We start from the raw sequence: 15,058 nt of genomic DNA, 5'->3' as shown, positions 1-15,058 counted from the left end.
GCTCGGCCCGCCCAAATCGAGATTGAGACGACCCGCAATAAAGAGAGCGTTGTCCCGAACGAACTCCGCATCTAGGCGGCGGGGATTCTGCGAAGCCAGCAAGCGGTTGTTGGGATCAACGTCCTTCAACTCTGGTCGCAGGCTGGAGCTCTGGCGGTAGGTGTGGGAAAGCACCATCAGGCGGATGAGGTGTTTCACGTCCCAACCGCTGTCGCGGAACTCTGAGGCGAGCCAATCCAACAGTTCAGGATGGCTGGGAGGCTCCCCTTGGGCGCCCAGGTCATCCACGACGATCGAGAGACCATTGCCAAAGAACTGCTTCCAGAGGCGGTTCACAAAGGCCCTAGGCGTGAGCGGATTGTCCTGTGAACAGAGCCACTTGGCCAGATCAAGCCGGGTTGCGCGGGGTTGCTCTGCGCCCGCCCGGAAGGAGGCAGGCAGAAACTCCGGCACCGCCGGCGGGGTCACCTCCCCCGTCTCATCCATCCAGTTCCCGCGTGGCAGCACTTTCACCGTCAAGGGTGGCATGGCTTGCGTGACCATCGTCCACGTCTTGCCTTCCCGGCACTCCAGCCACTGGCTGAACAACTGGCGATACTCTGCCGTCGCGCCACCCGGCTCCATCGAGGCAGAACGCAAAAAGGTCTCCGCCAGCCGGGACGGGACATCAGGTGAAACAAGGTCGTCCCTCATTGATGCCAACGCTTCAGGAGCATTGGGTTTCACAGGGGCGAAGGGCGAAACCTGCACCCGGTAGCTGGCTGCACTGTTGGCATCCAGCTTCACCACCAGCCTGTCCCCTTCCTTGAGCGACACGGGTCTTTCAAGCTGCCACACGGACTGCTGGACGGCGTTCCATCGGGAGGAGGCCGTCTTCCAGCCGTCCTTGAGGTTCAAGACCTGCACGGTACTGCTGTAGCGGGGATCTTGGAAATCGGCGTCCGCATAGGCAACCGCCAGGCCCTGCTCCTTCTCCGCACCCTGCCTCTTTACGGCCACGGACACCTTGACCATCGTGCTCCCCTCGCCCCCGCTGCGCAAGATGGAACCTCCTGTCCCATGGGGACGCAGCTGAATCCGCACCGCGGCCACGCTCATGGCACCTGGACTCAACTCAATCCGGGAGTTGTCTGCCGCCTTTGAGCTGGCAGTGATCCATTGCTCCGCCCCCACCAGCGGGGCTGGCACCTCCTTTTTCGCCTCAGTGGGAGGAGTCGCCGCCTTCTTGCCCACAGGCGCGGCAGACACACTCACGGTGGGCGGGAGCGTGAGCCAGCCGTCCTCGTGTTCGTTCAGGAACTTTTCCGCCTCCGTCCGCCAGGCCCGAAATGCCTGCTGGACTGCTGGCTGTTTCAGCTCCCCGGCTGCGAGCGCCAGCATGCGCTTTCTCAGCGATTCGCTACGCTGCTTCAGGTAAGGGCTCGTGACCTCGATCTCGGGCGGAAAAGGATACTCATTGTTCCAGCCTTTGAGCTCGGGATTGGGGGAATAACCATAGTCCGAATAGACTCCCCACTGCTTCACATCCGCAAAGAACGCCTGCATGGCGTAGAAGTCCTTTGCAGTGAAGGGATCGAACTTGTGGTCATGGCACTCGCTGCAGCCCAGCGTGGCCCCCATCCAGGCACCGCCGACCGTTCGCACGCGTTCTGCGCCGTACTTGCTCAGGTATTCCTTGGGCTGGGCACCACCTTCACGGGTCACCATGTTCAACCGGTTGAAGCCGGTTGCCACCAGTTGCTCCTTCGTGGGATTCGGCAACAGGTCTCCTGCCAACTGCTCGATGGTGAACTGGTCAAAGCGCTTGTTCTGGTTGAACGCGTCGATGACATAATCGCGATACGGGAAAATCCGTTGATTCTGGTCGCCGTGATAACCTACGGTGTCGGTGAATCTGGCCACATCCAGCCACCAGACCGCCATGCGCTCGCCATAGTGAGGTGACTTGAGCAGGCGTTCCACCTGCTGGGCGTAGGCATCGGGGGCGGCATCTTTGACGAAGGCCTCCAGCTCCTCCGGTGTCGGTGGCAGGCCTGTCAGGTCCAGACTCAACCTTCGCAACAACGTGCGCCGGTCCGCCCCGGCAGAGGGTTGGATGTTCTTGGCGGACAGCCCGGCCTGAATGAAGGCATCAACGGCCTTCTCCCCGGTAAGCTGGGCGTTTGCCCCGGGAACGGGAGGCCGCACCAGCGGGGTGTAGGCCCAGTGCGCTTCGTAAACTGCCCCCTCGGCCACCCATTGCTTGAAGATCTCTTTTTGCTCCGGGGTCAGCTCTTTGTGAGCCTCCTCCGGCGGCATGAGGTCCTCATGATCACTGGTGAAGATCCGCTTGATGATTTCGCTCTCGTTCGCATCCCCGGGCACAATGGGAATGGCACCGCTCTTGCCCGGCTTGAGCGCCTCTTCCCGAATGTCGAGTCGCAGGCCTCCTTTGCGGGAACTTTTGTCCGGACCATGACAGTGAAAACACGTGTCCGACATGATGGGACGGATGTCCCGGTTGAACTTGACCTTTCCCTCGCCTTGCGCGGTGGCGGTGACCAGCAGGAGCAGGAATATGGGTGGGAGGAACTTCATGGGCACGGAAGCAGACTGTGCGTGACAGGAATCAGAAACGTCGCGTCTTCCCGCACTCTGTCCTGCACCTTCGCATGTCCTATTTGACTCACCGTGCGGGCGAATCGTTGCAATCCCCTGAGCGTAACCTACTCGCTGGTGCCACGAGGCACCACCCGGCCGCGCTGAAGCTCCCGGCGGCAGCGGATGTGGAGTTCCCCAAAGCTTTTGGGCACAATCTCCAGCCCCTCTTGCAACAGTTCCTGGCGGGCCGACGATCCACGGGGCGGCACGACCAAGCCCACCCACTTGACCGGCTCAAACGAGGGCCATCCCTCATCTGATCCATCGGGCTGAGAGGTGGCGTTCACACAGGCAATACGCACCTGCCTGACCGGGTGGTCGGGAGGCAATTCACAAAGCTCTTCCCTTGCATTGTCCTTGGGCTGGCCGTCCCTTGTGCCATCGTCCCGGCCGCGTCATGAAACTCGTCTGCCACGCTCCGCACCCGCCCCTGTCCCAGTGGGTGGAGATGATCTGGCACTACGAGTGCGCCCCCCTGCCTTTCTCACTGGAGAAGCTTATGCCCACGGGACGGGTGGATCTGATCATCAACTTGAACGATGAAGCCCTGCGCGTTCATGATCCCGTAGATGTCCGGCAGATCGAGCACTATCGGGGCCCCCTCTTCTCCGGCGTGCAGGGCTCCTTCTCGGTGATCGATGCGAGTCAGCAGACACTGATCATGGGAGTGGCCTTCAAGCCCGGTGGTGCCCATGTGCTGCCAGGGTTTGGTGTCGCTGAGATCAGTGACACCCATCTCAGCGCTGCCGATGTGTGGGGCAACGAGGTCCTGTTTCTGTGGGAGCAACTGGCGGGTTTGCCCGATGCCTGGAGCCGCGTGCACGCACTGGAGCGCGCCCTGATCAAAGTGATCGCACGAGGCAGGCAACGAGACATGCACGCCTCCGTACAAATGGCACTGCAGGAGTTTCATCATTGCCCCACGGCCACCAGCGTGCGGGAGCTGGCAGATGACAGCGGCCTCAGTCAACGGCGATTTATTGAGCTCTTCACCCGTCAGGTGGGCATCACGCCCAAACTCTACAGTCGCATCCAGCGCTTTCAACGCACGCTCCAGCAGGTGCATGCCCGTCGCCAGGTGGACTGGTGTGAGCTCGCCTTCGATGCCGGCTACTATGACCAGTCCCATCTCATCCGGGACTTTCAGCAATTCAGCGGTCTCTCCCCCACCCAGTATCGAGCGCTCCGTACGAAACACCCCAATCACGTGGGGCTCACAGACAGCGCCCAGGGGTAAATTTTTTCCAATACGCGAGGGTCGCCTCCGCTTACGATCAGGGCATGAGCACACCCTACCGCCCCGAAGGTTTTTCGGCCATCACGCCCTATCTGATCGCACCTGACGCCGCCCGTCTTATCCAGTTCCTCATCGAGGCATTCGACGCCAAGGAGAAGATCCTGGTCCATGACGATGCCGGGAAGGTGCGACACGCAGGGTTCCTGATCGGCGACTCCAACATCGAACTTGCCGACGGCAACCCTCAATGGAAGCCGATGACGGCGGGGCTCCACCTCTACGTGCAAGACACCGATGCCGCCTACCAGAAGGCCATTGCAGCGGGCGGCACCTCTCTCTACGAACCCACAGACATGCCCTATGGCGAGAGAAGTGGCGGCGTCATGGATCCCGCAGGCAATCACTGGTACCTGGCGACCTTGCTTCCGGCCTAAGCGTACTCGCGTAAAGGTCTTACGCCCCGGATATGAGGCTCCAGCTTATTCACGGTCCGGGCCGTGCTCGTATTCGCATTGTGCATTCTCCGCACCATGCTTAATACTTTATACCTAGTTCACGATGAATACTTTCTGACAAATTTCATGTGCTGCAACACTGGGCTGGGGACAAATGCTTTCAAAGCCTCCTTGTTCCCATGTCGCACCACGAGCCCCTGACCGTTCCCAAGTCGCATCACTGCCCTCGCCATGCCTTTCGCAAACGGCCTTGGCGCTTCCAGATTCTCGCCTGGATCGGCATCAGTTGGCTAACCTCCACGGCCCTCGTTCCCGGCGCGAGCTACACCTACGATGACGACGGTGATACCGCCAATGGCATCACCGATGGATCCAGCGCAGGCTGGAACACAACGGCAGGCAATGCCGTGTGGTTCGATGGCAATGGCAATCTCGTCTGGCCCAACACCGACACCAGCATCGCCATCTTTGGAGGCGGCACCAGTGGCGTGGCCGGATCTGTCGCGGTTGGGACCGTCATCGCCAACGGCATCGTTTTCAATGCCACCGCATCTGGCACCTACACCCTCGCTGGCGGCAGCATTGCCATGAGCGGCTCCAACCCGACGATCACAACCAACGTCGATGCCGTTATTTCCTCGGTGATTTCCGGCTCCAGCATCACGAAGGCGGGCGCGGGCAAGCTCACCTTGTCCGGCACCAACACGTTTACCAGCCTCACGGTGACGGGTGGACTGGTCGAATTTACGACAGAAGGCAGCGCAGCGGGCGGTCAGTTGGGCAAGGTGCCGACATCAGCCGCCGCGGGCGTAGGCAACATCACTCTGAACGGGGGCGGGATCTCCTTTGCTTCGGGAATACAGATCCAGCTGAGCGCGAACCGGGGCATCGCCATTGGCAACAACGGCGGCACCATCCTGAACAACACCGCAGCGACGAATTTCGTCAACGGTGCCATCACCAACGTGGCGGGCGAGGTCGGGACGCTCACAATCAATGGCAGCGGCACCCTTGCCTTCAGCAACAACTCCAGCACCTACAGCGGCGGCACCGTCATCTCCGGTGGCGTGGTGGTGGTGCCTACGGTCAGCTCCGTCCTCACAGGCGGGGTCATCACGAGCGGACCGTTCGGCACCGGCACGATCACCTTCAACGGAGGGCAAATGCGCCCCACCAGCGGAGGCAGCATCACTTTGCACAATGCCATCGTCTTCAATGCCAACACCATCTTTGCCTCCGGAGGCGGCAGCAATGCGCTGACGTTTGCCGGGACCGTCCTGCTCACCGGCACACGGACGATCACGAACTCCAGCGCGGGCGCTGTCATCTTCACCAACACCATCAGCGATGGAGGCCTGGGCTATGGCTTCACCAAATCCGGGAGTGGCACCGTCACCTTCAGTGGCGCCAATACTTACTCCGGCACCACCAGTGTGACGGCCGGCACCCTCTCCGCAGGGGCCGTAAATGCCTTCTCCGCCAGTTCTGCCGTGACGCTCACGAACGTTGCAGGAGCCATCCTCAATCTCGCCGGGTTCAACCAGACCATCGCCTCTCTCTCCGGCGGCGGAGCATTGGGCGGGAACGTCACGCTGGGAAGTGCCACCCTCGCGACAGGAGGAAACAACACCTCGACCATCTACGCGGGGATCATCTCCGGCACCGGTGGGCTGACCAAGGTGGGCACTGGCACCATGACGCTCGCCGCAGCCAACACCTATACCGGCCCCACCGTGGTTCAAGGAGGCGGATTGACGTTGAACTTCTCCGCCAGCACGGCCCCGGTCAGCAACATCATCGCTGCAACGAGCGCCCTGACGCTAAACGCCGCGAGCCTGACACTGACGGGAAAAGCCTCCACTGCGAACACTCAGACCTTCAATGGACTGTCGCTTACTGAAGGATCGTCCACGATCACCCTGACTGCCAACGCCACGGCCAATCCGCTGCTACTCACCCTGGGCAGCATCACCCGTAGTGCCACGGCCACCGTCAACTTCGCCCTGCCCGCAGGCACCCAGGACGCTACCAACGGCGTCCTCACCACCAGTACCAACACCAACCGCATCCTGGGCGGATGGGCCACCGTCAATGGCACGGACTACGCGACGGTGAATGCCTCGGGAAACATCGTGGCCTACACTCCGGATGCCCTTGTTGACCGTTTAGGCGGCGTCATCAGCAGCCTGGCAGGGAGCAATGTGAAGATCGTGGACGGCGGTGCCAGTGGCAATATCACCCTCACCGGCGGAGTCAGCGGCGTCTTTGACATCAACACGCTTGCACAGAGCGCCACGGGCGGCACGGCCACGATTGCTCCAGGCACCACCGACATCCTCCGGTTTGGAGCATCGGGCGGCATTCTGCTGGCCAGTGGTGCCAGCTCGCTGGTCATTGGCACCACTGCCGGGGATGGCCGATTGACTGCAGGCGGGGCTACGAACGCCGCTGGCGAGTTGATCATCTCCAACTTCAATGCCGCCTCCGGCAGCTCCATCACGATCAATTCTCTTATCATCGACAACGGCACCGGAGCGGTCAGCCTGATCAAGACCGGGACCGGAACTTTGATCCTGAATGGCACCAGCAACACCTACAGCGGCAAGACGTACATCCAGGGAGGCATCCTCACCGCCGCGGCGGACGGCAGCTTGGGCCTGCTGCCGGGCAGCACCCAGGCAGACAACATCACGCTCAATGGCGGCACTTTGCGCTGGGGCGCGGCCTTCACGCTGAATGCAGCACGAGGTGTGACTCTGGGAGCTGCGGGCGGCACCCTCGATACGCAAGCCTTCAACACCACTTACTCCGGAGTCATCGCTGGCAGCGGGCCTCTCACCAAGTCCGGCACCGGGGCTCTGACGTTGACAGGAAACAACACCTACACCGGCATCACCACCGTCTCGGCCAATGCCCTCCTTGTGGTGGGTTCCAATACGGCTCTGGGTTCAAACACCGCAGGCACGGTGGTCGCCGCGTCCGGAGTGAACTCCGGGATCCTGCGCCTGCAAAACGGTGTGACGGTAACGGGAGAATCCCTCAGCATCGGCGGCACCTCACAGGTGGCTGGCGGGGCACAATCCAACCGCGGCTCCCTTCAGGTCGAAGCGGGTGCCACAGGCACTTGGACCGGGAACATCCTGCTCACTGATCACGCCCGCGTGGGCACCCAGGACAACGGCATTCTGATCATCAGCGGGGTGATTGATGACGGGGCAAGCACCTACAGACTGCAGATCAGCGGGGATGCCGACTTTGCCCATCGGCTCACCTCTTACACGATGCTGTCCGGAGCCAACACCTACAATGGGACCACAGAACTGATCCGCGGCACCCTCAAGCTTGGGGCCACCAATACGCTCACCACCACCACGGTTCTGGATGTGCACCAGGCGAACAGCAACACCACCGACTACGCCGGGCTTGACATGAATGGCTTTGACCAGACGATTGGGACTTTGCAGAGCACTGGTGTGACCTCTATAGCGACCGCGTCGGACAAGGCGCGCATCTTCAACAGCTCTACCACGCAAAGCACCCTGACGGTGAATCAAGCGTCCAACACAGACTATCTGGGCATGATTGAAGGCAACATCGCTCTCGTTAAGGCCGGTGCTGGGATTCTCACCCTCAGTTCCACCGGCAGCAGCAGCGCCTATCAAAACAGCTACACCGGCGCAACCACCGTGAGCGGAGGCACGCTGCAGGTGGGCAAGTCAGGCATTGGCACCACGGGCACTGGTGCCGTCACCGTCAACGGCGCAGGCAGCGTGCTCGCTGGCACCGGCACCATCCGCGGCGCAGCAACGGTGATCCTCGGCACGATTCGCCCAGGGGACAATGGCGGAACGTCTGCCGGCACGTTGAACTTCGCCCAAGGCCTGACCTTTGCTCCCACCTCATCTTCCACGGTGGCTGTCCTCAATGTGGACTCCACCGGGGTGGCGGACAAGATCCAGGTCACCGGCTCCCTGACCTTCAGCAGCAACAGCAAGATTGAGCTCAGCTTTGACGGTGGTTACAACCCGACTGTCGGCTCCACCTGGTCACTGATTGATTGGAGCGGTTTGCTGACGTTGAACGGCTTTACCAACGGTTCCAATCTGATCTTGCCCGATCTGACTGCGTACAACCCAGACTGGTACTATGAAATCTCGAACCTGGTGGACGGCGCTACAGGCGGCAGCCTTGTGGTGACCATCGCCCCTGAGCCCACTTCTACCGCGTTGCTGGCGCTGGGGCTGTCGGCTCTTGTGTTGCGACGTCGGAGGAAGAAAGCGTGACCATTGCAATGACCTAGGACGACGCTTTGGGCGTGGTCCGATGGTCCCCATTGGCTCAATCGCCACAGAGACGCACGATCAAGATCCCTGGGAGCCTTCTCCGGTTCAGTGAACGCCCCAGAAGCACCGCCACCCCCAACGTTGGGTTGGCAAGAGCAGTGAGTTTACTCCGAAGGAGTTTCGGCGGTCTGTTGACGAGCGACATCCGAAGTTACCCCCGCAAGGCCCGCGCATCGATGACCCTTGGGGAGCGCAGGCGGCTCCCCTGCTGAATCCGTTCCTCCAAGGGAAAGGAGTCTGTCAGAACCCAACATTGGACGCCCCTCAAGCGCCCACGCCAAACAAAAAAGCCGGGCATCGCATCACGACGCTCGGCTTGCTTAATCTCACTCCCTACTACCTTACGCGACGCTCGGCGCAGGCAACAGAGCCGGAGCCGTCTCCCCTGCCCCTTCTTCTTCTTCACCCTCTGTCTCTGGCTTGTGCTGCTCAGCAATGAGCGAGTAGAACACCGGCACGACGAAGAGCGTGAACAAGGTGCCCACGACCATGCCGGTCACGAGCACAATGCCGATGCTGTTTCGAGCTTCCGCACCCGGGCCGGTCACCAGGACCAGCGGGAAGTGACCGAACACGGTGGCGGCGGAGGTCATCAGCACGGGACGCAGACGGGTCATCGAGGCCTCACGCAGCGCGGCCATCTTCTCCAGACCTTGCAGCTGCAGCTCATTGGCGAACTGCACGATCAGAATCCCGTTCTTGGCGATCAATCCCACCAGCGTGATCAACCCAACCTGTGAGTAGATGTTGATCGTGGTGAAGCCCAGGAAGGTGAAGATCAAAGCCCCAGAGATGGCCAGTGGCACTGAACCCAGCAACACGATCAAGGGATCGCGGAAACTGCGGAACTGCGCTGCCAGCACGAGGTAGATGAGCACCACGGCGAATCCCAGAGTGACGGTCAGAGCAGAACCCTCCTTGCGGATCTGGCGGGACTCCCCGGCATAGTCCAGGGTTACGCCAGGTCCTGCCGCAGCTTTCGCGGCATCCTCCAGTACGCGGAGTGCTTTTTCCTTGGTCACCCCCGGTTGCACCCCGGCAAAGATCTTCACTGCGTTGCGTTGTTGGAAGCGGTTCAGTGTCCGCGGCGCGGTATGGGCCTCGATGCTGGTGAATGTGGACACCGGCACCAGATCCCCTTCAGGCGTCTTCACCTTGAGATCTAGAAGCGGCCCCACCGTGGCGCGGTCACTGTCGCCGATCTGCGGAATGACCTTATAGCTGCGGTCGAAGTAGTTGAACCGGTTCACATACGCCCCGCCCAGCAGGGTGCCCAGTTCCTGCCCTACCCCGGCCAGATCCAGGCCCAGGTCCGCCAGCTTCTCGCGGTCAATCATGACCCGGGCCTCCGGACGGTCGATCTTCAGATCCGTGTCCACATAGAGGAAATTACCACTCTGGTAGCCGGCCGCGATGACGGCGGATGCTGTCTCCAGCAGTTGCTCCACCGGGGCATGCGTTTGAAGGACGAGCTCGACATCATATTGTCCCGGAGTCGGCAGCGGCGGATCCAGACGCGGGAACACCCGCAGCCCCGGCACCTGCGAGACGGCCCCGTACACCTCGCCATACATCTCGGCCGTGGAACGGCCGCGACTCTTCCAATCCTTGGCCACCATGCCGCCGAAACCACCCCAGCCGGCCGTGAGCGACCACATGTACTCTGCCTCTTTGAAAGCAGCAATGGCCTCCACCAGCCGGAGTGATTCACGGTTGGCAGATTCAATCGTTGAATCAGGAGGTGTATCGAGGAAGAGGCTGATGTGGCTCTGGTCTTCCACCGGAGCGAGCTCTTTCTCTGAGAACATGTAGAACGGCCAGGCGGCAAACATCACCATCAACCCCACCAGCACAATGGCCCAGCGGATCTGCATGGCTCCGTCCAGCATCACGCCATAGGCACGGCGCACGCGCTCGAAGGTGCGGTTCACCAGACGCGTCAGCCAGCCTTCCTTGCCCTGCGGATGCACGAACTTGGAGCTCATCATGGGGGACAAGGTAATTGCCACGAACCCTGACACAACCACCGCTGCAGCGAGGGTGATGGCGAACTCGAGGAACAGCGAACCCGTCAGACCGCCCTGGAAACCAATTGGCGCATACACGACGGCCAGGGTAATGGTCATGGCAATGATCGGCCCCACCAGCTCCCGTGCACCGATGAGTGCTGCCTGCGTTCGAGACTTCCCGGCATGCACGTGACGTTCCACGTTCTCCACCACAACGATGGCGTCATCCACCACCAGACCCACTGCCAGCACGATGGCCAGGATGGTCAGCAGGTTGAGGCTGAAACCACAGGCCAGCATGATGGCTGCCGCGCCAATGAGCGAGATGGGCATGGCAATGAGCGGCACCAGGGCCGTGCGGAAGGAGCCCATGAAGAGGAACACCGCCAGGCCCACAATGAGCACCGTCTCCACCAGGGTCTTGCTGATCTCCTTGAGCGCGGACCGCATGAACATCGTACCGTCCCAGACGAGACTCATTTCAATGTCCTTGGGCAGCGTAGGCCGGATGCGGGCCATCTCCTCCTCCAAGTTCTTTGCCACATCGATTTCATTGGAGCCAATCAGCGGCCATACCCCGAGGTACACGCCCTCTTTCTTGTCGTGTTTGGCAATCAGGTCGGGATCCTCCGCCCCCAGTTCCACATTGGCGACATCGCTCAGACGAACGATGGCCCCGTCACGATCCGCCACGATGAGGTTGGCGAACTCATCCTTGGAGCGAAGGTCCGTATTGGCCAGCAGATTGATCTCCACCAGGTTGCCTTTGGTGCGACCTACGGCGGCCAGGTAGTTGTTGCGGCGCAGAGCACCGTGCACGTCTCCTGGCGAAAGGTTCAGCGCCGCCAGACGATCAGGGTCGATCCAGATGCGCATGGCGATCTGGCGCCCCCCTTCGATGGTGACACGCTGCACCCCGGGAAGGGTGGCCAGCTGCGGCTGCAGCGTCCGCGTCAGCCAGTCGGTCACCGCAGGTACAGAGCGTTCGCTGGAACTGAAGCTCAGGTAGAACGTCGCATAAGGCCGGTCCGCACGTTGCACCTCCACCACGGGAGGTTCTGCCTCGGGTGGCAACTCCGTCCGCACTTGTTGAAGCCGGGCCGTCACCTCGGCAAGTGCCGCAGTGATGTTGTGGTTCAACTTTAGGTGCACGGTCACGGTGCTGATGCCCGCACGACTGGTAGAGTCCACGTAGTCCACGCCCCCAATCTGCGAGACCACCCGCTCGATGGGGGTCGTCAGGAAGCCTCTGGCCGTCTCCGCACTCGCTCCATAATAGAGCGTGGTGATGATGATGGAGGAGCTTTCAATCTTGGGATACTGCTGGACTGGCAGGGAGCTGATCGACTTCCAGCCGACCAGGACGATAGCCAGGTTGACCACGATGGCCAACACTGGGTGTTTGATGAAGATGTCTGTGAAAGATGAGCGCATGTAAACGGGGCATTTCTGCGGTTGGGAGTGAAAGGCGTTCTTCAGTCAGCCTTGCCGGTGGCCATGGTGGTGACGGGGGCCGCGGCCTTGGCTTCGGCCACGAGCACCGCCTCACGTAGTTTGAAGGAACCGGAGGCGGCGACCTCTTCGCCCGGCTTCAGGCCGGATTCGATGAGCACCTCGTCGGACTGCACGGCACCGCTCTGAACGATGCGTTGATGAGCCCGGCGGGCACCGCTGGCGTCCGTGGCGACCACGAAAACGTGATCCCCTTCCGGACCGCGACGCAGGGCGCTCACTGGCACGCTGACCACCTTCCGCATCGGTCCTACCGGGACGCGAACGCGAACGGACGCGCCTGGGCTGGGTGCCTGGGTGGCGTCTTCGATCTTGGCACGCACGCCAGCATTGCGAGTCTTGGGATCCACTCGGGAATCAAGCGCCACGATCTTGGCCAGGACGGGTGCGGAATCTAGAGATGCGAGCACCTCTACGGTCTCCCCTTCCTTCAGCGTCCCTGCCACTGCTTGCGTGACGGTGAAGTCCACATGCACCGCTTCATCCACCCCCTGCAACGTGGTCAACACCGTGCCTTCCTCCAAATATTGGCCCGGGTGCACATCCGCAAGCCCCACCCTGGCCCGGAAGGGAGCCAGGATGGTTTTGCGAGCCATCACCGCCTTCGTGCGGGCGGTCTGGGCCAGGGCCACATCCCGCTCCGCCTTGGCGCGATCCAGTTCCATCTCTGGGGTAGCGCGGTTCTCTGCCAGTTTTTCCATGCGTTTAAGCGTGGTTTCTGCGAGCGCGGCTTGTGCTTCTTGCGCCTTGAGTTCCGCCTCCTCTACAGAGACATCCAGAGCCACCAGCACGGTTCCAGCCTCAACAATCTGCCCAGGTTTGAGGGCAGCGCGCTCCACGGTGCCGGCGATTTCATTGCGCAACGTGATGGAGCGCATCGCCAGGACAGTTCCAATGGAGGTGGTGACTCTGCGATGCTCGCGCTCCTTGGCAGCAGCGACGATCACAGTTTCCATAGGCTCCGGCTGATTGGCCGCCTCAGCCGCCGACTTCTCCAGTTCCGAACGTTTCCAGGCGGCGAGGGCAAGCCCTCCTGAAGCCACAGCGGCGATCAAGATAAAGGCTCCGATCCAACGAATGATTTTCATGGTGTGAGTGTGTGTATGAGAGATTCTTTAAGCGGCGGCTTGAGCCACAGATTTGAGGGCGTCATCCAGGGTCAGTTCCAGAGCACCCCGCATGCGATCCAAGTCGCCTTGGTTCACAGGGCGCAACCGCAGGACCCAGTAGAACCAGAGGCCATCCATGGCCGTGGTCACTGACTCTGCGACGCCAGGAGGCAGGCCGTCCTGTTCCACGTAGTGGTAGAACTCGGTGTAGGCCTCCCTCATCGGCTCAATGAGAGCTGGGTTGTGAGCCAGGGCGGCAAACACGGAGCCGAAGGCGCGACGCAGCGCCTCTGTCCACGTCTGGGCATCTGTGAAGCAGCTCTTGAGCAGCCCCCGGGTCATGCGCCCGGGACCTTCCGGCTCATTATCGTAGGCGGCCTTGAAGTAGTCCCGCCAGCGAGTGGCGGTACGCTTGACCATGCCCTCGATGAGCTGGTCTTTCGTCGTGAAGTAGTGGAGCACTCCCCCTTTGCTGACCCCGGCCTCGGCAGCCACGGCGTCAAAGGTGAGTCGAGCCACCCCATCCCGGGCGGCGATCGTTTCGGCTGCGTCGAGCAGGGTGTCTTTAATGACGGGATTGGGGCGGGACATAAGAAAGGTGGTGATCCAGACCGTCTGGACGGTTTACGCATACCGTCTGGACGGTTTGTTTCGGATTCGGGCTAATCAGATGAATTGAAGTCTGTGGTTCTCGTCGCTGGAATGACGAACCAGCTAGGCCAGATGTGACATTTCCGGCCGAAATCTTCCGCTCTTGGCGGGAACGGCCTCATCTGGTGCAGTCGCTGGTAGCACGGGCCGAATCGTTGTGTTCATGGTCGAGAGGGGGTTTTTGGAATGCTGAACTGCCAGCCCGTGGACTCCACTGGAAATGGAGTTTGTGCTACCGCTTGGGAGAGCGGCAGATTGAAGCTGGCTAATTCTGTAGAGCGAATACGGCAATCCCTACCCGCCAGATGCGCGAGAGCTTAAATTTTTTCTGATGACGTCCGGGCACCCTGGCAAATCCTGCTTAAACCACGACGTGGACCCTCTCGTAGGCCGCCGACTTGGCGGGATCAGCCCCTATCGGGCCCAACTCTGCCTTGGCTCCCCTATCATCCCTGTTTGGCCAGATGTTCCACGGAATTCTTCAACAGCGTCAGACCGGCGCGCTGGCTCTTCTCCGGATGGAACTGCACGGCGATGACACGATCGGTCACGATGCCGCTGGCAAACTCACCAGCGTAGTCGGTGAAACAACCTGCGAGGTTCCGATCCGCGGGCTGCGGGTAATAGGAGTGTACAAAATAGAACACGTCCTCACTACCGAGGCCTTTCCACGCGGGATGGGCGGAGTCGGCAAACCGGGCGGTATTCCAGCCCATGTGGGGCACCTTGATGCCGGGCAGGGATGGGAAGCGGGGCACGGTGCCCTGGTATTTTGCGAGGCCTTCGACCTCGGGATTTTCCTCGCCCCGCTCAAACAACAACTGGTAGCCGAGACAGATGCCGAGATAGGGACGATCCTGGGCGAGCCATTCCTTCAACGGCTGCCACAAGCCCGTTTCCTTGAGCTGGCGTACGGAATCGCCAAAGGCTCCCTGACCGGGAAAAACCAGCAGGTCCAGAGAGTCAAACTGGTCAGGCTGGGTGATGAGGCTGGCGTGCTGGTCAATGGCTTTGAACGCGTTGATCACACTGCGCAAATTGCCGCCGCCGTAGTCTAGAATGCCGAGTTTCAAGGAAGGAGCGATTGGGGACGAAAACTGAA

General features: G+C 61.1%; 9 protein-coding genes. 3 read left to right on the top strand and 6 right to left on the bottom strand.

What is annotated here, in order from left to right; all coding sequences use genetic code 11:
- Together BV034_RS16560 and BV034_RS16555 are read right to left on the bottom strand one after the other, a co-directional pair.
- Positions 1-2,577: PSD1 and planctomycete cytochrome C domain-containing protein (locus tag BV034_RS16560; RefSeq protein ID WP_050028113.1), on the bottom strand; the 2,577-nt coding region annotated here is incomplete at its 3' end.
- A gap of 128 nt (positions 2,578-2,705) precedes the next feature.
- The gene (locus tag BV034_RS16555; RefSeq protein ID WP_050028112.1) at positions 2,706-2,927 is read right to left on the bottom strand and encodes a hypothetical protein; all 222 of its coding nucleotides are present in this window, start codon (positions 2,925-2,927) and stop codon (positions 2,706-2,708) included.
- Positions 2,928-3,037: 110 nt separating this feature from the next.
- Here BV034_RS16555 and BV034_RS16550 point away from each other — a divergent pair, with 110 nt between their 5' ends.
- From BV034_RS16550 to BV034_RS16540, 3 genes are all read left to right on the top strand, one after another.
- Complete coding sequence (locus BV034_RS16550) at positions 3,038-3,877, top strand: helix-turn-helix domain-containing protein (RefSeq protein WP_050028111.1); 840 nt, start codon at positions 3,038-3,040, stop codon at positions 3,875-3,877.
- 44 nt (positions 3,878-3,921) lie between these two features.
- The gene (locus tag BV034_RS16545; protein ID WP_050028110.1) at positions 3,922-4,311 is read left to right on the top strand and encodes a VOC family protein; all 390 of its coding nucleotides are present in this window, start codon (positions 3,922-3,924) and stop codon (positions 4,309-4,311) included.
- Between the two features lie 200 nt (positions 4,312-4,511).
- Complete coding sequence (locus BV034_RS16540) at positions 4,512-8,615, top strand: autotransporter-associated beta strand repeat-containing protein (protein ID WP_050028109.1); 4,104 nt, start codon at positions 4,512-4,514, stop codon at positions 8,613-8,615.
- Between the two features lie 401 nt (positions 8,616-9,016).
- On the opposite strand, the gene BV034_RS16535 is transcribed toward BV034_RS16540, so the two are convergent.
- The 4 genes from BV034_RS16535 to hisH all read right to left on the bottom strand — a co-directional run bounded on the left by BV034_RS16535 (position 9,017) and on the right by hisH (position 15,029).
- Positions 9,017-12,118, bottom strand: coding sequence for an efflux RND transporter permease subunit (locus BV034_RS16535; protein WP_050028108.1), 3,102 nt, complete (start codon positions 12,116-12,118; stop codon positions 9,017-9,019).
- A 41-nt stretch (positions 12,119-12,159) separates the two neighbouring features.
- The gene (locus BV034_RS16530; RefSeq protein ID WP_050028107.1) at positions 12,160-13,284 is read right to left on the bottom strand and encodes an efflux RND transporter periplasmic adaptor subunit; all 1,125 of its coding nucleotides are present in this window, start codon (positions 13,282-13,284) and stop codon (positions 12,160-12,162) included.
- Positions 13,285-13,311: 27 nt separating this feature from the next.
- The gene (locus BV034_RS16525) at positions 13,312-13,896 is read right to left on the bottom strand and encodes a TetR/AcrR family transcriptional regulator (RefSeq protein WP_050028106.1); all 585 of its coding nucleotides are present in this window, start codon (positions 13,894-13,896) and stop codon (positions 13,312-13,314) included.
- A 506-nt stretch (positions 13,897-14,402) separates the two neighbouring features.
- Positions 14,403-15,029 carry an imidazole glycerol phosphate synthase subunit HisH gene (gene hisH, locus BV034_RS16520; RefSeq protein WP_050028105.1) on the bottom strand — a complete coding sequence of 209 codons (627 nt, stop codon included), beginning with the start codon at positions 15,027-15,029 and terminating at the stop codon, positions 14,403-14,405.
- Between the last annotated feature and the right edge of the window lie 29 nt (positions 15,030-15,058).

Origin of the sequence: Verrucomicrobium sp. BvORR034, from assembly GCF_000739635.1 — a bacterium.
In the GTDB taxonomy this organism is placed as follows: Bacteria; Verrucomicrobiota; Verrucomicrobiia; order Verrucomicrobiales; family Verrucomicrobiaceae; genus Verrucomicrobium.
Note: the sequence above shows the minus strand (reverse complement) of the source record. Positions and strands in the feature narration are given on the sequence as shown.

Bases quoted from the DNA above. Each gene is read 5' to 3' on its own strand.
- BV034_RS16535 (WP_050028108.1), bottom strand. From the start codon at position 12,118: ATGCGCTCATCTTTCACAGACATCTTCATCAAACACCCAGTGTTGGCC.
- BV034_RS16545 (WP_050028110.1), top strand. From the start codon at position 3,922: ATGAGCACACCCTACCGCCCCGAAGGTTTTTCGGCCATCACGCCCTAT.
- BV034_RS16530 (WP_050028107.1), bottom strand. From the start codon at position 13,284: ATGAAAATCATTCGTTGGATCGGAGCCTTTATCTTGATCGCCGCTGTG.
- BV034_RS16525 (WP_050028106.1), bottom strand. From the start codon at position 13,896: ATGTCCCGCCCCAATCCCGTCATTAAAGACACCCTGCTCGACGCAGCC.
- BV034_RS16540 (WP_050028109.1), top strand. From the start codon at position 4,512: ATGTCGCACCACGAGCCCCTGACCGTTCCCAAGTCGCATCACTGCCCT.
- BV034_RS16550 (WP_050028111.1), top strand. From the start codon at position 3,038: ATGAAACTCGTCTGCCACGCTCCGCACCCGCCCCTGTCCCAGTGGGTG.